Raw genomic sequence first — 19553 nt, forward strand, 5'->3', positions numbered from 1 at the left:
ACCAAACCCATGAAAATATTAAATATGACTTCTGGATATCTTTGGATATTTTTGATATTTATGTCATGTACAATATTTTCTCAGGAACAAAACTATATTCCTTACAGAAAAGGTAAAGTATGGGGATTGTGTGATATGGGTAAATTTATTACAGTACAACCTCAATATAATAGTATAAGCTGGTATGATGAATCCGTGAAAGGTTTTCACGCAGAACAAGCTGGCAAATTTGGAGTTATTGGTCCAAACTCAACCGTTGTTTTGCCATTTGTTTCGAATGAGCCGATAGCGGTGTATGGAGATAAATTTATGGTTTTTGACGGATGGGATTACTATTATTATTCCATGAAGACAAAAATGCGTCTGGAAAAGTATATCCCACCTGAAAGATATCCGGTAAATGATAGAGGATGGGGAGTAGATACTTCTTACAGTGGAGACAGAAAAGAAATCGTATTAAGCTGGGATGATCTTAGTGATGATGATATTGAAATGCTGAAACCCTTTAACAATGATCATTATCAAATAAACTTCAAGAGAGATTTTATAGAAATAAAGTCTGGTAATACAGATGTTGGAATTTATATTCCTGAACTGAAGAAAATCTTTATGAATACACCAGAGCTGGCATACACAGGATGGCAGTATTATAGAAAAAATCCCTATATTTTTACAGTGAATACTTCAAATTTAATAGGGCTTGTAGATATAAATTTACGGGAGGTATATCCTAATAAATTTAGAGACCTCTATTTGGTGGATGACCATAAGTTGGTTTATATTTCAGAACCTGATGTCAATCATCAGAATAATTTAATTTTTAAAACAATTCTTCCCAATAATAAAGTTTTAGACGGAAAGTTTGAACCGGCTGTACAGCTTTGGAAAAACGGTAATCCTTTTCAACTGTATTATACGATTATTGATGGGCAGAAAAATTATGCAGGAGAAGATGGTACCCTTTACTTTGAGGGTTAAACAATAAAAAATAGAAAATGAAGTACCAAAGAAGTTCGGCTTTATTTGAGGAAGCCTATAAATACATTCCGGGAGGAGTAAATTCTCCGGTAAGAGCATTCAAATCTGTGGGAGGAGTTCCCGTTTTCATGAAATCAGCAAAAGGAGCTTATCTTACGGATGCAGATGATAATACGTATATCGATTACATCAATTCATGGGGACCGGCTATTTTAGGACATACTCATCCTGAAGTATTGGAAGAACTGAAACTACAGGCTGAAAAAGGGTTCTCATTCGGTGCTCCTACAGAACTTGAAACTGAAATTGCAAAATTCATCATTGAAAATGTTCCCAATATAGACCAGATCAGAATGGTTTCTTCAGGAACAGAAGCTTGTATGAGCGCTATCAGACTGGCAAGAGGATATACCAAGAGAGATAAAATTGTAAAATTTGAGGGTTGTTATCACGGTCATTCAGATTCATTTCTGATTAAAGCAGGAAGCGGGGCAGCAACTTTTGGAAATCCAAATTCTCCGGGAGTAACAGCGGGTACGGCTAAAGATACGTTATTGGCTCGTTACAATGATTTTGAACAGGTTGAGGATTTATTCCGTCACAATCAGGGAGAAATTGCAGCCGTAATCATAGAGCCGGTTGCCGGAAATATGGGATGTGTATTGCCAGAAAATAATTTCCTGCAAAACCTTAGAAAAATTTGTGATGAAAATGGTGCTTTACTAATCTTTGATGAGGTAATGACTGGTTTCAGATTGGCATTTGGAGGAGCGCAGGAGCTTTTCAATGTTAAAGCAGATTTAGTAACCTATGGAAAAGTAATCGGAGGCGGACTTCCAGTGGGAGCCTTTGCAGGAAGAAACGAAATTATGGACCACCTGGCACCAAAAGGAGGTGTATACCAGGCAGGAACATTAAGTGGAAATCCTTTGGCAATGAGAGCAGGATTAAAAACTCTTCAACTGATTAAAAACGATTCGGAATTTTTCAACAGATTGAATAAAACAACAGAAACCTTAGATTTTGAAATCGGAAAGATCTTAAATGAAAAAGGAATTGCTCATAAAATCAACAGAAAAGGATCAATGATGTCTGTGTTCTTCCATATCAACAGAGTTTCTAACTTTGATGAAGCACAGGAAGCCAATCATTCTTTGTTTAATAACTTCTTCCACCAGATGCTTCAGAATGGAGTGTATCTGCCACCAAGTGGTTATGAAACCTATTTCATCAGTGATGCAATCAAGGATAAAGAAATTGACATGACACTGGAAGCAGTAAGGAAATTTGAATATTCTAATTTATAAATACAAAAAGAGACTGTCATAATAGGCAGTCTCTTTTTGTATACAAGTAATTATGTTTTTATTATACAATACCATAGCAGAATAGACACATCCAACGTCCCTCCTTGTTGGCAGCCTCAGCATCAAAGATATAAAGTCCCTTACTTTCAATATATTCTCTTTGGCTTGCATTATCTCCTCCCGAAGGGTTGGTAATATATATAATGGCTCCATCCTGTTCCATTCCATATAAAGTGTTTCCTTTTTCTGTAAGTTCTGCACGGGTTAATCTGGGAGGCAATAATCCGTCAATAGTTAAAACTTCTTTTTTTGCAGTCACATCAAGGGTTGCTTTTGGATTGGGGGTATTAATCCCTGTTTGTGCAGATACAATGACTGACGCAGATATCGAAATAATGCTTACTATTTTTTTCATAGAATTTTTTTTTCAAAAATAATAAGAAAGTTATGGATGGATACTTAATTAATAGAATTCTTATATTAAATCTGTTTAAATTTTTTATTAAACCACAAAGGAAATACAAAAGCTTTTTAAACACGTAAGTTATTTAAGTGATATCCTTTGTTTATAAGAAGTACACTAAAGATTTTCATCTTATGCGAACTTAATTGTGCAGTATTTCCTTATACTTTCTAAAGTGTACTCAAGTGTGTGAAAAAGTAAAAACTTTTGTGACTTTTATGGTTAAGTTTAAACAGACTTATTAATAATTTCCATCTGCTAATCCAAAAATATCGCAGTGGGATTAGTCTAAAATCAAGAAAGTATAAATCATACAGATTTTGTAATAAACCATACACTTTGTTCAGGACAGTTCTTTTTATTTTTGTCATAAATAGATTGGAAATGAAGACTTCAGACAATAATATGTCCCGTAAGGATTTTATAAGAAATTCAGCATTGGCAATGGCAGGATTAACTTTAATACCTAATATCATGACTGCATCACCTTTTTTTGATGAAAAAAATATTTCGGCAAAGGGAAAACTGAGCCTTAAAAATGTTCGTTTAGAAACAGGTTTTGACTATGAAGAAGGAGACGTTTCTGCTACCAGAACTGATCTGTTTTACATAGAAGCTGAAAATGGAAAGATCACCAGGATTGCTCCCAATCAACCCAATGCAAAGGCTGTAGATGCCAAAGGATTATTAATGCTTCCAGCATTTAAAGATATGCACATTCATTTGGATAAAACCTTTTACGGGGATCAATGGCAGGCTGTAAGAAAAAGAACAGGCGGGGTAAAGGGAATGATTGAGCTTGAAAAGAAAATGCTTCCCGAAATGCTTAAGAATTCAACATTTAAAGCTGAAAAGATGATTGAATTATTACAATCAAAAGGAACTTCATTCGCAAGAAGTCATGTGAATATTGAACCAACTTCAAAGCTTCAGTCTCTAAAAAATCTGCAAAAGGCTTTAGAGAATAAAAAGAAAGGCTTCGGTGCTGAATTGGTAGCTTTTCCACAGCATGGAGTGTTTTATACAGACTCAGCTCCTTATCTGAAAGAAGCTGCCAAGATGGATATTGATTTTATTGGTGGAGTAGACCCGTTCAATGTAGATGGAGATATTGAAAAAGTGATGGACTTTACCGTTCAATTGGCCCTGGACAATAAAAAAGGAATAGATATTCATTTGCATGAAACAGGAGATTCCGGATTGAAAACAGTTGAGTATCTTATTAAAAAAGTGAACGAAAACCCATCTTTAAAAGGAAAAACTTACCTGAGCCACTGCTTCATTTTAGCCAAATTAGAAGCTGCCAAACAGGAAGAAGTAGCCGAAAAACTGGCCGAAGCACAAATCGGGATTGTTTCTACTATTCCTTTTGGAAGAATGATTATGCCCATTCCCATATTATACAAACACAAGGTAACGGTATTAACCGGAAATGACAGTATTGTGGATCACTGGAATACCTTCGGGACCGGAAGTGTACTTCAAAAAGCCAATCTGATGGCACAGTTGTATGGATATTCAACCGAGTTTTTATTATCAAGAAGTTTAAAATTGGCAACAGGAAATATCCTTCCTTTGGATGATAAAGGAACTCAGCAATGGCCTAAAACAGGAGATAACGCAGATTTTGTTTTATTGAACGCCAGTTGCTCTGCAGAAGCAGTATCAAGAATATCAGAGGTAGAATCATTGGTGCATCAGGGAAATGTTGTTTTCTAAACCCTTAGTCTATATAAGATTAAAAAAGTATTATTAACAGGAGGTAATTGTCTGTTAATTAAAAATTTAGATATATAATTTAGTTAGTGTTTTTTTGGCCACAAAGGGTATCCGTATCTTTTGTGGCTATTTTAATTTTTTCTCTCATAAATTTTATTAATTTTAAGAGAAATTCAGGTAGCGTGAGTTATCATACAGATCATTTTCCCATTTTAGGAATTCAGGAGTTTAGCGAGAATCAGCTTAAAGGCTGCAATTTACTGTTTAATGAACTTTACGGGGCACGTTCCATTGATGATCCCCACAAGCATGATTTTTTTATCATTAATCTTTTTGAACACGGAGTAGGCTCACATACCATAGATTTTACGGAATATAAAGTGGGAGATCATCAGATTCATCTGGTTTTTCCTGATCAGGTGCATCAATGGGTGATTGAAAAAGAAACAATAGGCTATCAGTTGATGATCAGCAGAGATTGGTTTGAAAGTTTTTTGCCTTCATTGCGTTTTTCCGCTTCTTATTATCAAAACCATCCGGTCATTAATCTTTCCAAAGAGGTTTTTACAACTTTTTTATATGAATTTCAGGCCATTCAAAAAGAATTGTCCAAAGAAAATATCTTTTGGGAACTGATTCAAAAGAGAAGTGAGTTGATCGGTTTATTGGTAAGCCAATCAATGGAGGGAGCCTTTAAGGATTTTGAAGTCTACAATTCAAATCCAATCATTTCAAAATTTTTACATCTTATTGATGAACATTTCAGGACAGAAAGATCGGTTTCTTTTTATGCAGATAAACTGAATATTTCTGCCAACTACCTGAATATTGTATGTAAAAAAAATCTCAATGCTTCCGCATCATCCCTTATTCAGGATCGTATTTTACTGGAAGCAAAGCGCCTTCTTAAGGTTTCGGAAATGTCTGTAAAAGATATTGTTTACGACCTTGGTTTTTATGACCATGCCAGTTTTTCTAAGTTCTTTAAAGCTCAGACCGGAATGACTCCATCTCAATTCAAGGAATAATTTATACAAAACAAGACATAATTGATACACCGGTTTTCAACAGAAGCTGGTGTAATTTTGTAGTGTTAAAATATTAAAGAATGCAATTTCCCTATCAATTAACCGCAAAAGGAAAATATTCCCTGAAAAATGTCCGCCTGGAAACAGGTTTTGAATATGAGAATGAAGAGGTAATCGGAACAAAAACAGGCCTTTTCAGTATTGATATTGAAGATGGAAAGATCAAGGCTGTACAAGCGAACAATCCTGCTTCTGATGCAATAGACGCCAAAGGATATCTGATGCTTCCTGCTTTCAGGGATATGCACATCCATTTGGACAAAACATTATATGGTCTTCCATGGCAGGCTCTTTCTCCGAAAAGAAGAACGGTAAAGGATATGATTGCTTATGAACAGGAAATCATTCCGGAACTGCTAAAAACTTCAGTAGGCAGGGCAGAGCAGTTGATTAATCTTCAACAGCATTATGGAACTCATTTTGCGAGAACCCATTTTAATATTGATCCTACGTCAGGATTACAATCTCTTGAACATTTGGAACAGGCTCTCGAAAATAAAAAAGATTCCTTTAAAGCAGAATTGGTTGCCTTTCCACAGCATGGTGTATACTATACGGCTTCGGCGCCTTTAATGAAAGAAGCTGCCAAGCTAAAAAGTGTTGGCTTTATCGGAGGATTGGATCCATTGAGTATTGACGGAAGCATCGAGAAAGTAATGGACTTTACAGTGCAGCTTGCCCTTGATCATAACAAAGGAATTGATATTCACCTGCATGAAGTAGGAGAGTCGGGAATGAAAACAATCAATTATCTGATTGATAAGGCGATTGAAAATCCTGCACTTCAGGGAAAAACTTTTATAAGCCATGCATTTGCCCTGGCACATCTTTCTCCCAAAGAAGCTGAACAAATAGCGGAAAGACTGGCGACAGGAAAGGTGGGAATCGCTTCTTCTGTACCTTTTAAAGGAACAATAATGCCTATCCCAACGCTGAAAAAATATGGAGTAAATGTCCTGATTGGAAATGATAATGTTCAGGATTACTGGAGTACATTCGGGTCTGGAAATATGTTGCAGAAAGCCAATCTGATTGCAGAATTGTACGGCTATGCTACAGAACATGCATTGTCAAGAGCTTTGCAATTTGCAACTCAAAGTATTCTTCCACTGGATGAAAAAGGAAACCAGCAATGGCCTAAGACGGGTGATGAAGCTGCCATTGTGCTTACAGATGCTTCTTGTTCAGCAGAAGCGGTTTCCAGAATCTCTAAAATAGAAGCCCTGATGCATGATGGGAACCTGTTTTGGAGAAGTTAAATGAAATGTATATATTTTTTATACACTTGTTTTTTGTGAATGCCATCGGAGTTTTCCGGTGGCTTTTTTTGTGAGTTATACTCCAGTCTGGTTTTGTTTAATAAGAGCATAATCGAGTTTAAATAAACAAACAAATAGATCAATTTCATCTGTATTTAAACCAAATCATGTAGATTAAGTCGAATATGGTGATGAGGAGTTATTTTATTTCTCAGGAATCAAGAAAATTTGAATTTCCAATGTTAACACGTTTTAACATTCAATAGTGCTGTTGTTGATCATTTTTGATCATTCAGTAAAAAAAAGCCTTCGGAAAATCTTTCCGAAGGCTTCTGATTGAATAAAATCTAATTACTATATTGTTCTATAAATTGAAGTTTGTCCATCCTGCATACCAAGTATCGTTGGCATCTTTTACGGCACCTCTGTAAGTTACCTGAGTAAACCAAGTTGCTAGTTTAGGATTGGTAAACGCTCCTCCTGTTAATAGTGGAGAACCTGAAGCTGGAGTAAAGTTTGGTGTAGTTCCTGCAGGAGCCCATGCACCGGCAAGTTTTACATCAGCAGTAGAAGCAAGGATGGTGTTTCCTTTAGCATTAAACCATGTTGTAAGATCGTTTAATGTGTAGCTTGTAGGAGTAGAAGTAGATGCTCCGAATTTTAAAGGAGTTGTACTTCCTGCTATAATATTGTTTTCAAAGAAAAGTTTATTACCTACGATATTATTATCTGTTGGAGTTCCTTTAGTGGCATCAATGAATAAACCAACCGGGAATCCTGTGAAAACAGAGTTGAATACTGAAATAGAAGAGTTTCTTCTAATTTGCAATGCATTCTGGAACAATGAGTTGATTGAACCTGGGCTTGAAGAATTGATTGGCCCAATGATGGTCATATTCGAGAATGTAGCTGATGTTTGAGGCGTTAGAGAAGATCCATTAGCATCATTATCAGATTCAAAAGCGTTAGAACCTGAAACGTCCGCTACCTGAGGATCTCTTACAGCAATACCGAACTGTACATTTCCTGAGAAACCGTTATCAGTATCGAAATCATCATCAAGACCTTTGTAAGAAATAAGGTGAGAACAGTTTACCGTTCCTCCGAACCACTCAAAACTGTCATCATTAGCATAAGCAACTTCTACATAATCAACAGTAGTTCCGTTACCTACACCTCCGAATGTAAGTCCGTTAACCTCTTTATCCGGTAAGAAAGCATATCCTGCATATTCAATTCTTACATATTTTAAGATACCACTGTTATCAGCAGCATTAGTTCCACCATAAAGTCCAAGACCTTCAGAGTTGTTGATACCTCCTTCAATCTCTCCAACTCCGTTAGCACCTCCGAAAGATGCGTTAGTAGGTGCGTTTCCTAGGATAACAACACCAGCCCAGTCTCCTCTTTTCGGACTTGGTTTTTCTGAAGTGAAGATAATTGGGTTGGCAGCAGTACCTTCTGCCATTATTTTACTTCCTCTTGTAATAATTAAAGCTCCGTTTTTATCAGCTTCACCTACAATTTTTGTACCTGGCTCGATGGTTAAAGTAGCTCCGTTGGTTACGTATACTAATCCTCTTAGCTTATAGATTTTATTAGCTTTAAGGGTAAGATTTGATGTGATTTTTCCTGAAAGAATAAGGTTTTCAGTCTCTCCGTTTCCGTTACCACCACCTTGAACGATGGTAGGTCCATCTTCTTCTATATTTCTACAAGCGGTAGTTGATACTAGAGCGCCAAGCATTAAAGAATATAAAACGAACTTTTTCATGTTATAAAGAATTAAATTATTTTTATTAGATTATTTATTGGATATATTAAAATTTGTACCCCAGTGTTAAGCTGATATTGGTACCTGTTACTCTTTCTATAGCAAGAGCATCTGTTTTGTCATATTTACCATTGTCATTAAGGTCATGGTAGAATTTAGCACGACGGTTCAGGATATCTGAAACATTTAGCTTTAGCTCACCCTTGTCTTTCCATATTTTTTTAGAAATCTGGAAGTCTAAAAGAGGTCTTGGAGCTTCCCAGATTGGTGGAACCTGATCATTTCCTACATAAAGAATTCTTCTTCCGATCATGTTGAAAAGTACAGTAGAAGACCATCCTGATTTTTCAGTGTCATACTGAAGACTGGCGTTGATGGTGTAAGGAGACTGCCCCTGCATTGGTCTGTCTATTTTCGTGGTTTCATCCGTTACTCTGTTCCAGATTCTGGAGGCATTTCCACCTAGTGTAAAGTTTCTAAGTGCAGAGATGAAATCAAGTTTTTTTCTGAATTCAACCTCTATTCCATAAGCATCTGCTTTGTCTACGTTAAGATAGTTGAACGTGTTACTCGTTCCTACCCCCGATTGGTTGAAGTATAGCTCGATTGGTTTTTTGAAGTTTTTATAGAAACCTGCCACCGAGAAGATCTCCCCATTTCTTGGGTAATATTCCCAACGAAGATCCGCACTTGTAATTTTAGTTCTTTCAATATTTTTACTACCAATTACAGTAGCTCCCAAATCAAAATCATAATAAGCCAAAGGAGAAACCTCTCTAAACTCTGGTCTTACAACAGTTTGTGAACCGGCAAGACGTACATTCATCTTAGGATTTACCTTGAATGTTAAGTTAAGCGCTGGTAAAAAGTCTGTTACACGTGTGTTTACAAAACGGTCATCACTTTTTCTTGTACTTCCCACTAACTGGTCAAAGTTCTCAACTCTTAATCCCCATACAGCTCTTAACCAAGGCGTAAAGTTGTTGTCAAACTGTAAATATCCCGCATTAAGAATGGTGTTGGCAATATATCTGTACTGATTTCCGGCAATCTCATCGAATGTAAATCTACCGTCAGTTCCAAAGTTATCCTGATTAAAAATGGTCTCAAAAGGTTGAGACAGTAAACCTTGGTTATATCTTTCAAGCCTTACAGAGAATGGTCTTGAATTGTATATTCTGTCTTTTACCTGGAATAAATATCCTCCTTTGATGGTTTGCTTCTGTCCAAATAAAGTGAATGTCTTAGAAATATCACCACCAGCATTGTATAAATAATCGCTTAGGGTAGAATAGAAAACACTTCCTGATTTTTGAGAAAGACCATTGGAAATAAGCGCCAGATAAGGACTTCCTTCTATATTGGTATATTGGTTATACTGTAAACGTTGTAGCAATGGAATGTATTGGTCCAAGATCCCGAAGCTTCCGTACCAGTTTACGGTAAATCCGCCAAGAGCATCTATCTTATGGGTTCCGGTAAGAGTAGAGTTATAGAATGTAGTATTTTTAAACCCTGTTTCTCTTGCTATGATATTGGTTCCGTTGATAGGATCAAATTCAAAGTCCTTTCCGGATCTGAAAGACATATGGTTCACCGAGTTATTGGTGATGATGTTCTTAATGGAAATTTTATTGTTGTTGTTAAGTTTTAAAGTAAAATTCAACATTCCACCCAAGGTAACATCATTGCTGTATTTTTCAGTGAAATAATCAAAGTTCGTATCAGCAAGTTGGTTGTTGATGGTAAAGAAACGGTTTGTAGATTCAGTTCTTCTTTTGTTGTTGCTGTAGTTTAGCACTGCAATTACCCCTAGATCCTTTCCGAATAACTTGGTATTGAAACCTCCGTCTAACTGTAAACTTAGGTTTTCAGGATAACCTACGCTATTGTAGCCCATGTTTTTGGTATATCCTTTACCAATTTCTGTTTTCTGAGCTTCCGTTAAGACCGTAAATGCATTTTTTGCAGGCATATTGGTCGGAAGCTTTCTATATCCGTCATCAATTCCTAAAAAGTCCCATTTCCCACCTTTTTGCATATGAAACTCTTGTCCCATTGTAATGGAGTTTCCACCTACACCTATCTGTGCATTGAAGAAATTTTTGTTAGGAATATCCTTAGTATTTACCTGGATCAAAGCCCCTCCCCATTCACCTGTGTATTCAGGAATAAAAGTTTTGTTAATTACCAGTGTTTCAATAACATTGGCGGGGAAAAGGTCAAAAGAAAATGTCTTTCTGTCAGGCTCCGTACTGGATAACTGAATACCATTTAACATGGCCTGATTATAACGGTCTGATAAACCTCTTACTACAATATATTTTCCATCAAATAAACTCACCCCCGAAACTCTTTTCAGAACCTCTCCCGTGTTTCTATCCGGACTTCTTTTAATAGCTTCAATACCAATAACCTGAGAAACTACCCCTGAATTTTTCTGTAAACCAATGGTAGAAGCTATGGTTTCCTTTCTTGCATTTGATTTTATGACAACTCCTTCAATTTCTTTCTCCTTAGTAGCAGGCTTATCTAGAACAATATCAAGGTGAGTGGTACCATCATTTTTTACAATAACTTCACTGATTTCCTTTCTGTTGTATCCGTTAGAGCTTACCGTTATAATGTAATTGGTACCGGGTGACAGATTGATTGAGTAATAACCGGCAATATCAGTAGTTACTTCCTGATCATTCACCTTTACTTTTACACCCTCTATAGGAGTGTTGTCTTTCTCATCCAATACCCTGCCTTCTAATATCTGGCTCTGTGCAAAAGCAAAGCCTGCAGAAAACAAAGCAAGTAGCGTAATACTCTTTTGGAGTTGTTTTTTCATTTTACTTCTTTTTCAGGGGCAAAATAAGGGCTAAGTTTTCAGGAAAAGTTTAGGAGAATCTTAATTAATTGTGAAGTTTATATTAATAGATGAACATTACTTTTTGTTGTTGATGTTCGTTTTTTATAATTGTATTTTTTTTGTTTATTATAATAATAGTTTCGTATATTTGATTTATATGTATTTATTTACTGTTTTTGTTATCGATTTTGAAATCCAAAACCGATGATATGTTTTTTAATAATTAGTTAACATAACATAAATAAGGAAGACCACGGAAAATAGTTACTTTTGTGGGAATTCTTAAACTAGAAGATGAGCAAAAAAATTCTTTTAATAGACGATGAACTGGACATTTTAGAGATTCTGTCTTACAATTTGGAAAAGGAAGGTTATGATATCTATACAGCTACCAATGGTAACGAAGGTATAGAAAAAGCAAAAGAAATAATTCCGGATCTGATCCTCCTAGATGTAATGATGCCAGAAAAAGACGGCATCGAAACTTGTCAGGAACTTCGTAAAGTGAAAGAACTTCAAAAAACATTGATTGTTTTCCTTTCTGCGAGAAGCGAAGAGTTTTCTCAATTAGCCGGTTTCCAGGCGGGTGCTAACGATTATGTCGTAAAACTAATCAAACCAAAAATCCTTATTTCTAAAGTAAATGCATTACTGCAATTAACCTCTCAGGTTTCCGATAATGCAAAACTGATCGAAATTGGTGACCTTATTATTGATAAAGATAATTTCAGGGTTTCCAAAAGCGGACAACAGTTTCTGCTTCCTAAAAAAGAATTTGATTTACTTTATCTTTTGGCTTCCAATACAGAGAAAGTTTTCAAGAGAGAAGAAATTCTGGAAAAAGTTTGGGGTAACGATGTTATTGTAGGAGAAAGAACCATAGACGTTCATATCAGAAGATTAAGAGAAAAATTAGGGATCAATACCATCCAGACTTTAAAAGGAATTGGATATAAACTGATCGTTTAATAATCTAAAAACCTTAACTTTACGTTCAATCATTAAAACTTTGTAAAATTGAAATTTTACAGACTTACACTTGTTGCCTCCAGTCTTTTGACTCTGGTAATGCTCTTTTTGGTGGTCGTTTTCGACTCACTTAAAGACATCTATTCCGAAACTCCCTTGTTTAAAACAGGGCTGTTAATTTCTGTTATCCTGATCTTTATTATCAATTGTGTAGTATTGGAACTTTTGTTCAATTATTATGGTAGAAAACAGGTAAAAGGACTTTCCGGGATTCTTCCTCAGGAGATTGTTCACGACCATGATGAAAACATTACCATCAAGGAACTGGGAGAAAGGTTTTCAGACCTGAATCAGCAGAAAGTGACGGAAATTGACATGATGAAAGAAATGGAAAGCTACCGTAAAGAATATATCGGAAATGTTTCCCATGAACTTAAAACCCCTCTGTTTTCCATTCAGGGTTACGTAGAAACCCTAAGAGACGGAGGAGTGGATAATCTTACCATTCGCGATAAATACCTTGAAAGAATCGACAAATCTGTAGAAAGGCTTATTGCCATTGTTACAGACCTTGATATGATCAACAGGCTTGAAGCGGGAGAGATCAACCTTACCGTTTCAAAATTTGATGTCAATCTTCTTATCAAGGAGATTTTTGACTTACTTGATCTTGAAGCAGAAAAACGCAATACCACATTACAGATTCAGACCCTTCATCCACAAATCTTTGTGGAAGCTGATAAACAAAAGATTTCTCAAGTTTTTATTAACCTTATTTCAAATGCCATTCATTATGCAAACAGGCAGGAAGCAAGGGTTATAGTGAAGACAAGCGTCTTAAAAAATAAGGTGCTGATAGAAGTGATAGACAACGGAATGGGGATCAAATCAGAAATTCTTCCAAGAATTTTTGAAAGATTCTACCGTGTAGAAACCAGCAGAAGCAGAAGAGAAGGAGGTTCAGGATTAGGATTAGCTATTGTAAAGCATATCCTTGAAGCTCATAACGAAAATATTACAGTAGAAAGCGTTTACCTCGAAGGAACCAAGTTCAGTTTTATGCTCGAAAAAAGTAAATAATTTCGTCAAAATGTAAGAAAAAAAAATAATTTAAAAAATCCTGAAATATTTTTTTGTCACATCTCATTTATTATATATTTGCACCAGAGATTTATCATAATTATAAAGGCAAAAAAGTAATTTAAGAAACTGATATGGTTTACAAAATCCGCGTAATATTAGATGCGAAAGAGGATATTTTCCGTGATATTGAAGTTAAGGGAAAACAAACACTATGGAATTTACATTTAGGAATTAAAAGTGCGTTCAATCTGCAAGGAGAAGAACTTTCTGCTTTTAATCTGTTAGAGAGTGATGGAACAATCGTAAAAAGTGTCCCACTCGAAGATATGAGTGATGATGGTGATGGCGAGATTATGTCAGATGTGTACATTGATGAAGCTTTTGAAAATGCTGGAGACAAAGCACAGTTCCAATATGGACTTCTGGATCTTTGGGAGTTTTATTGCGAACTTGTAGAGACTATTGACGAGAAAAAAGGAGTTACTTATCCTATTACCGTTTTCAGGTTTGGAAATGTTCCTTTAAAAGCTCCTAGCAAAAGTGGAAATGGAGGAGGATCTAAAAAGAAATCAGCAATGCCTCTTATGGACGATGATTTTAGCTTTGAAGATGACTTCGGAGCAGGAGGGAACTTCTCAGATGAAGATGATAGCTTCGATGATGACGAAGACGAAGACTACAACGATGATGTCTTTGATGATGAGGACGACAATGATGACGAAAGATAAGATATAAAAGATACAAAATGAAGGCCCCGGATTTTAATCCGGGGCTTTTTATTGAATGGAGGTAACTCAATGTTATCTTTTCGCCTTTCTCTGCTTCTTTACCCTTTTCCTGCCCAAAATTATTACTTTTGTTAAAAATAGATTAATGAAAAAATTAATTTTATTAGCCATAATTGGTCTGGGAATTGTTTCCTGTACCACTCAAAAAAATACAGGGAAGATGACAGATTCGCCAAAAGACTGGAAGCACAACACAAATATCTACGAAGTAAACATAAGACAATATACTCAGGAAGGAACTTTTAAAGCCTTTGCAAAAGAAATGCCCCGACTGAAATCAATGGGAGTAAAGACACTTTGGTTTATGCCCATTACACCCATTGCGCAGAAGAATAAAAAAGGAAGCCTGGGAAGCCCTTATGCAGCAGCAGATTATACCTCCATCAATCCGGAATTCGGAACACTTGAAGATTTTAAGGATATGGTGAATGAGGCACACAGACTTGGTTTCAAGGTCATCATAGACTGGGTGGCCAATCATACCGGATGGGACCATGTCTGGACAAAAACACACCCTGAATTTTATTTAAAAGATCCTGATGGGAAATTTCACATTGCTTCCGGAATGGATGATATCATAGAGCTGGATTATAAAAATCAGGAAATGCGTCACGCAATGATTGATGCCATGAAGTTCTGGGTAACAGAAACCAATATTGATGGTTTCAGATGTGATCTTGCCTCATGGGTAGAGGTTGATTTCTGGCAGCAGGCACGTCCGGAAGTAGAAAAAATAAAACCTCTCTTTTGGCTAGGCGAATTTGATGAGCTGGAAAGTCCTGAGTACGGAAAAGTATTTGATGCAAGCTATTCCTGGAAATGGATGCATAAATCTGCAGATTATTACAAAAAGAATGAACCTCTTCAGGAATTGAAAAACCTGCTGGTACAGTACTCTAATATTGGTGATCAGTCAATGAGGGCTTGGTTTACGGCCAACCACGATGAGAATTCATGGAACGGAACAGAATATGAAAAATATGCTGTCATTGCAAAGCCTATGGCCGTATTTTCGGCAACATGGAATGGTGTTCCATTGATCTATTCAGGTCAGGAACTTCCCAATATGAAAAGACTGGAATTTTTTGAAAAAGATGTCATCAAGTGGAATAAAACCTACCAGGTTGCAGATTTCTATAAAACATTATTAGATTTAAAAACATCCAATCCTGCTTTAAGAGGTGGAGATTCAAATGTTACCACCTATCTTCTCAATACAACTGCCAATGACAAAATTTTGGCCTACGTAAGAAAAAATGGAAAAAATGAAGTACTGGTCGTTTTAAATATGTCAAAAGAACCGGTCGACTTTACCATTGAAGACGGAAACCTATCAGGAGTATTCCGAAATGTTTTTGAAAAAACTAAAAGAAACTTTGATGAAAGCAAGGATTTTAATTTCAAGGTTTCAGACTATGCCGTATTTGAAAAATGAAAATTAAAACCATTGAAATTCTGGCTGAAATTATAACATGCTAATTACAGGATTTTAAATATACTATATTCCCCTCTATTAGTAGGGGAATTAAAATTTATGATTTTGATGAGTGGTTTTTACCTCTCACTACCTAACAGTATCATTACAATGAATAAACAGGAAATAATAAACATACTCAAAGCCAAAATAACAGATAAGATCCAGTATTTTGAAAACCTGATCAATGAAACACGTGCCTCCAATAACGATACGAAAAGTTCAATGGGGGACAAATATGAAACAGGTAGAGAAATGCTTCAGCAGGAAATTAATAACCTGCAACGTCAGCTTAATGAAGTTATGAATCAACAGGCTGTTTTACAAAAAATAACAGCAGACCTTTCTGAAAAAGTTCAGAACGGAGCTTTGGTGAAAACCAATAAAGGATTGTTCTATGTGGCGGCTTCCATGGGAGAAATTGTTTTTGAAAATCAGAAAATTATGACCGTATCAGCAGAGTCTCCTTTAGTGAAGGCAATGTTTGGCAAGAAAATGGGAGAAGTGTTTACCATTAACAATATCAATCAGAATATTGAAAACATCTGGTAAATCAATCCTTATTATGATGAAATTTAAAAATGTGCTTCTCTTTGCTTTTTTATTGGCCGGATTTGTTGTCAATGCACAGGTAAGAGCTGTTCTTTCGGGAAAAACCTATGACCTGGAATCCGTAAAACTTACAGTAGATGGTTTTGTTATTACATTGGATTCCGATGGGCTAATCTCCGATTTTAATGCTCCGGACCTGAATGGTAAAATAGAATACTATAATGATAAAACTTTCGATAAAGTTAAATATGGAAAGCTTAAAAGCATAGGTGGTATTACAATAGATTATTGGGACGAACTGGGCTGGGACAGTGCCAAAAATGGTAAACTGAAAAGCATCGGAAATATTTCTATAGATTATTGGGATGATTCTGCTTTCACCAGAGAAAAAGCAGGTAAAGTAAAGAAAATAGGAGGACTTAACGTAGATTATTGGCCTGATGATATTATCGATAACAGCAGAATGGGTAAGTTGAAAACGATAGGTGATATTTCCATAGATTATGGAACAAAGGATATTATCGACCAGAGTAAATTTCAGAAATTGATAAAATTCGGTCCTGTAAGTATTGATTATTCAAATGATAAATTTATAGATAAACAAAGTTATGGACAAGTGAAATCCATCAATGGAAATAGTGAAAAAATTAGCGTTTCCGTATTATAGTTCCATAACATGATATAGATGATTTCAATAACTTGTAGATATCAGATATACAAATGTTTAATACAAAACGTTGATATCTATTTCAAAAAGCATTCAAATATTGAATGCTTTTTTAGTAAATTTGAAGCATAAAATTCCTTTCAAAATGCAAAATTACCTGGACCTTTTACAACATATTTTAGATAACGGAACTGATAAAACCGATAGAACAGGCACCGGAACAAGGAGTGTGTTCGGATATCAGCTGAGATATGACCTGTCAAAAGGCTTTCCATTGGTAACCACTAAAAAAGTGCATTTGAAGTCCATTATCTACGAATTGCTTTGGTTTTTGAAAGGAGAAACCAATATCAAGTATCTTAAAGATAACGGGGTAAGCATCTGGGACGAATGGGCAAATGAAAATGGAGATCTGGGACCGGTTTATGGAGCACAATGGAGAAGCTGGAATGGAGCAGATGGAAAAGTTGTAGATCAGATCACCGAGGTTATTGATCAGATCAAAAAAAATCCGGATTCCCGAAGATTAATCGTTTCTGCTTGGAATGTAGCCGAAATTCCCAATATGGCATTGGCACCTTGTCATGCATTATTCCAGTTTTATGTAGCAGATGGGAAATTATCTCTTCAGCTTTATCAGAGAAGTGCTGATGTTTTTCTTGGCGTTCCTTTCAATATTGCAAGCTATGCATTACTGTTGATGATGGTAGCACAGGTTTGTGAATTGGAAGTAGGAGATTATGTTCACAGTTTTGGAGATGTTCATATTTACAACAACCATTTTGAGCAGGTGAACAGACAGCTTTCAAGAGAAACCAGAACGTTTCCTACCATGAAGCTGAATCCTGATGTTAAAGATATCTTTGATTTCAGTTTTGAAGACTTTACTTTAGAGAACTATGATCCACATCCGGGGATCAAGGCTCCGGTAGCAATCTAATATGTCACCGGATATTTTTAATATCCTTTTGTAATTGGTATATTTCTATTATTTTTGATGTTTGTGAGAATCTAGTTTTCACCACAAATTTTGAAAAATGATATGGAAAAAAAATTAAACAATAGTTATCTGATATTTCTGAATATCTTAATAATTGTTTACAATCTTTATATATGCCTGGCTGTTTTTAAAGAGAAAATAGTAGTCTCGGACGACCTGAGTAAACTTTACGAATCAAAGTATATTTCTGAGTCTTATTTCAGTTATATTTATTCTTTTCTGGACTCTACTACCATGGCTGCAAGGCCGGTGTCCGGATTTGTCACGGGAACTTTGATTTTTTTTTCCAAGTCTAATGAATACATCTATGTTTTAGGCGTTCTCTTTTTTCCTCTCTCTCTAATTGCTATTTATTGCGTTTCCAAAAGAATTCTGTCAAAAGAACTGGCAAGTTTGATTACTTTGCTGTACTCATGCTCCCTAATAGGAACCAGTATTCAGTTTTCTTCCATTATGCTTAACTCAAACCTGGCAACTATCTTTTTCTCATTAAGTATTTATTTCATTTACGTTCGCGAGAAAATAATACTGAGTTCGCTTTTTTTTATTGCCTCCATTTTGAGCTATGAAATTTTTCTTCCGTTGATTCTTTTGAATTTATTTTTAATGAAGAATAATAAAAAAAGAATTTTATTCCTCCTACTTACGTCGGGAATCATTATCCTTTTCAGGAAAGTAATTCAGCCGGAGCTATTCGTTAATTCCTATCAAAGAGATGAAGTAGGAAAGATTTTTGAGTTTAAAAGAGTTGTGCAGGTAGCCGTCTATTCCGTGAAACTGTTTTTCAAAGATCTTTTTGTAGGAGTGTACAAAGCATTACTGAACATTAAAAATATTCATATTGTAGAAATAATATCCGCATTGATAGTATCTTCAATCGTTTATAAAATATTCTCCACGTATGATTTTAAAAGCCAGATGCATCGTTTTAAAAGTCTTGGGATCATTTCCCTGGTTTCAATATTGTTAGGATTGAGTATTTTTCTTTTCTCATCCTATATTCCCACAGTTTTCGGGTTTGATAATCGAAACCTTGGTGCCATAAGGCTTTTTTATACACTTTTTATAGTTTCGGGAATTATATATGTTTCTCTTAAGCTTAAAATGAAAAACAAGACAGTCAGCAGCCTTTTTGCGGTCGTAGTCTTTCTTCTTATGATCACTGATATGAGTGTTAAAAATTCATGGATTTATGCAAGCCGGTTTAATCATGAACTATTCAGTAAACTCAATATTGCTCTTCAAGAAAACCATATTGAGAGTGGAGAAATCTGCTTGAAATATGATGTATCTAATGAATTGAAGACCAATCCTCACTTTACCTTTAGAGAACCTATTTTCTACAATAACTGGGAAAGTCCAATGCTGTCTGAAATGAATGGCATTGATTCCAAAAAAATCCATGTTTATAATATGGAGAGAAAAACAGATTGTGCAACCGTATTCCTTTACCAAAACGGAAAAATAAGCAGGGTAAAATGATTTCTGCTTTATTTTTAAATACTTAAAATGCCTAAAACAGGCTATTGTTTCTAAAATAAGTTTTAAATTTGAAAGAACATCCATAATGGATTC

16 protein-coding genes are annotated in these 19553 nt (G+C 35.5%); 13 read left to right on the plus strand and 3 right to left on the minus strand.

What is annotated here, in order from left to right; all coding sequences use genetic code 11:
- Positions 1 to 9 precede the first annotated feature (9 nt).
- Together C7D53_RS03730 and hemL are read left to right on the plus strand one after the other, a co-directional pair.
- A complete protein-coding gene (locus C7D53_RS03730; RefSeq protein ID WP_162926071.1) occupies positions 10 to 978 on the plus strand; it encodes a hypothetical protein in 969 nt (322 codons plus the stop codon).
- Positions 979 to 995: 17 nt separating this feature from the next.
- Positions 996 to 2285, plus strand: a complete 1290-nt coding sequence (gene hemL / locus C7D53_RS03735) for a glutamate-1-semialdehyde 2,1-aminomutase (protein WP_106915036.1) — start codon at positions 996 to 998, stop codon at positions 2283 to 2285.
- Between the two features lie 61 nt (positions 2286 to 2346).
- On the opposite strand, the gene C7D53_RS03740 is transcribed toward hemL, so the two are convergent.
- The gene (locus C7D53_RS03740) at positions 2347 to 2700 is read right to left on the minus strand and encodes a hypothetical protein (RefSeq protein WP_106915037.1); all 354 of its coding nucleotides are present in this window, start codon (positions 2698 to 2700) and stop codon (positions 2347 to 2349) included.
- Positions 2701 to 3132: 432 nt separating this feature from the next.
- On the opposite strand from C7D53_RS03740, the gene C7D53_RS03745 reads away from it, so the two are divergent.
- The 3 genes from C7D53_RS03745 to C7D53_RS03755 all read left to right on the plus strand — a co-directional run bounded on the left by C7D53_RS03745 (position 3133) and on the right by C7D53_RS03755 (position 6814).
- The gene (locus C7D53_RS03745; protein ID WP_106915038.1) at positions 3133 to 4467 is read left to right on the plus strand and encodes an amidohydrolase; all 1335 of its coding nucleotides are present in this window, start codon (positions 3133 to 3135) and stop codon (positions 4465 to 4467) included.
- 182 nt (positions 4468 to 4649) lie between these two features.
- On the plus strand, positions 4650 to 5495 hold the full coding sequence (locus C7D53_RS03750; protein ID WP_106915039.1) for an AraC family transcriptional regulator: 846 nt from the start codon (positions 4650 to 4652) through the stop codon (positions 5493 to 5495).
- An 80-nt stretch (positions 5496 to 5575) separates the two neighbouring features.
- Positions 5576 to 6814, plus strand: coding sequence for an amidohydrolase (locus C7D53_RS03755; protein ID WP_106915040.1), 1239 nt, complete (start codon positions 5576 to 5578; stop codon positions 6812 to 6814).
- A 364-nt stretch (positions 6815 to 7178) separates the two neighbouring features.
- Here the strand turns inward: C7D53_RS03755 and C7D53_RS03760 are convergent, their stop codons facing one another.
- Complete coding sequence (locus C7D53_RS03760) at positions 7179 to 8588, minus strand: hypothetical protein (RefSeq protein WP_106915041.1); 1410 nt, start codon at positions 8586 to 8588, stop codon at positions 7179 to 7181.
- Positions 8589 to 8634: 46 nt separating this feature from the next.
- Positions 8635 to 11424, minus strand: coding sequence for an outer membrane beta-barrel protein (locus tag C7D53_RS03765; RefSeq protein WP_106915042.1), 2790 nt, complete (start codon positions 11422 to 11424; stop codon positions 8635 to 8637).
- 315 nt (positions 11425 to 11739) lie between these two features.
- Between C7D53_RS03765 and C7D53_RS03770 the strand changes: the two genes are divergently transcribed.
- The 8 genes from C7D53_RS03770 to C7D53_RS03805 all read left to right on the plus strand — a co-directional run bounded on the left by C7D53_RS03770 (position 11740) and on the right by C7D53_RS03805 (position 19460).
- The gene (locus tag C7D53_RS03770) at positions 11740 to 12414 is read left to right on the plus strand and encodes a response regulator (protein WP_076352431.1); all 675 of its coding nucleotides are present in this window, start codon (positions 11740 to 11742) and stop codon (positions 12412 to 12414) included.
- Positions 12415 to 12462: 48 nt separating this feature from the next.
- The gene (locus C7D53_RS03775; protein ID WP_106915043.1) at positions 12463 to 13494 is read left to right on the plus strand and encodes a sensor histidine kinase; all 1032 of its coding nucleotides are present in this window, start codon (positions 12463 to 12465) and stop codon (positions 13492 to 13494) included.
- A 134-nt stretch (positions 13495 to 13628) separates the two neighbouring features.
- Entirely contained in the window at positions 13629 to 14225 is a 597-nt protein-coding gene (locus C7D53_RS03780) for an IS1096 element passenger TnpR family protein (protein ID WP_106915044.1), read from the plus strand.
- A gap of 145 nt (positions 14226 to 14370) precedes the next feature.
- Positions 14371 to 15720 (plus strand): alpha-amylase family glycosyl hydrolase, encoded by a 1350-nt coding sequence (locus C7D53_RS03785; protein ID WP_106915562.1) that lies wholly within the window; start codon positions 14371 to 14373, stop codon positions 15718 to 15720.
- Between the two features lie 150 nt (positions 15721 to 15870).
- Positions 15871 to 16311 (plus strand): hypothetical protein, encoded by a 441-nt coding sequence (locus C7D53_RS03790; RefSeq protein ID WP_106915045.1) that lies wholly within the window; start codon positions 15871 to 15873, stop codon positions 16309 to 16311.
- Positions 16312 to 16324: 13 nt separating this feature from the next.
- The gene (locus C7D53_RS03795; RefSeq protein ID WP_106915046.1) at positions 16325 to 16978 is read left to right on the plus strand and encodes a hypothetical protein; all 654 of its coding nucleotides are present in this window, start codon (positions 16325 to 16327) and stop codon (positions 16976 to 16978) included.
- Between the two features lie 145 nt (positions 16979 to 17123).
- Positions 17124 to 17918, plus strand: a complete 795-nt coding sequence (locus C7D53_RS03800; RefSeq protein WP_106915047.1) for a thymidylate synthase — start codon at positions 17124 to 17126, stop codon at positions 17916 to 17918.
- Positions 17919 to 18020: 102 nt separating this feature from the next.
- Positions 18021 to 19460 (plus strand): hypothetical protein, encoded by a 1440-nt coding sequence (locus tag C7D53_RS03805; RefSeq protein WP_106915048.1) that lies wholly within the window; start codon positions 18021 to 18023, stop codon positions 19458 to 19460.
- The last annotated feature ends 93 nt before the right edge of the window (positions 19461 to 19553 follow it).

Origin of the sequence: Chryseobacterium aurantiacum, from assembly GCF_003020585.1 — a bacterium.
In the GTDB taxonomy this organism is placed as follows: Bacteria; Bacteroidota; Bacteroidia; order Flavobacteriales; family Weeksellaceae; genus Chryseobacterium; species Chryseobacterium aurantiacum.

Bases quoted from the DNA above. Each gene is read 5' to 3' on its own strand.
- C7D53_RS03760 (WP_106915041.1), bottom strand. From the start codon at position 8,588: ATGAAAAAGTTCGTTTTATATTCTTTAATGCTTGGCGCTCTAGTATCA.
- C7D53_RS03730 (WP_162926071.1), top strand. From the start codon at position 10: ATGAAAATATTAAATATGACTTCTGGATATCTTTGGATATTTTTGATA.
- C7D53_RS03780 (WP_106915044.1), top strand. From the start codon at position 13,629: ATGGTTTACAAAATCCGCGTAATATTAGATGCGAAAGAGGATATTTTC.
- C7D53_RS03745 (WP_106915038.1), top strand. From the start codon at position 3,133: ATGAAGACTTCAGACAATAATATGTCCCGTAAGGATTTTATAAGAAAT.
- C7D53_RS03785 (WP_106915562.1), top strand. From the start codon at position 14,371: ATGAAAAAATTAATTTTATTAGCCATAATTGGTCTGGGAATTGTTTCC.
- C7D53_RS03795 (WP_106915046.1), top strand. From the start codon at position 16,325: ATGATGAAATTTAAAAATGTGCTTCTCTTTGCTTTTTTATTGGCCGGA.
- C7D53_RS03800 (WP_106915047.1), top strand. From the start codon at position 17,124: ATGCAAAATTACCTGGACCTTTTACAACATATTTTAGATAACGGAACT.
- C7D53_RS03765 (WP_106915042.1), bottom strand. From the start codon at position 11,424: ATGAAAAAACAACTCCAAAAGAGTATTACGCTACTTGCTTTGTTTTCT.
- C7D53_RS03805 (WP_106915048.1), top strand. From the start codon at position 18,021: ATGGAAAAAAAATTAAACAATAGTTATCTGATATTTCTGAATATCTTA.
- hemL (WP_106915036.1), top strand. From the start codon at position 996: ATGAAGTACCAAAGAAGTTCGGCTTTATTTGAGGAAGCCTATAAATAC.
- C7D53_RS03740 (WP_106915037.1), bottom strand. From the start codon at position 2,700: ATGAAAAAAATAGTAAGCATTATTTCGATATCTGCGTCAGTCATTGTA.
- C7D53_RS03790 (WP_106915045.1), top strand. From the start codon at position 15,871: ATGAATAAACAGGAAATAATAAACATACTCAAAGCCAAAATAACAGAT.
- C7D53_RS03770 (WP_076352431.1), top strand. From the start codon at position 11,740: ATGAGCAAAAAAATTCTTTTAATAGACGATGAACTGGACATTTTAGAG.
- C7D53_RS03755 (WP_106915040.1), top strand. From the start codon at position 5,576: ATGCAATTTCCCTATCAATTAACCGCAAAAGGAAAATATTCCCTGAAA.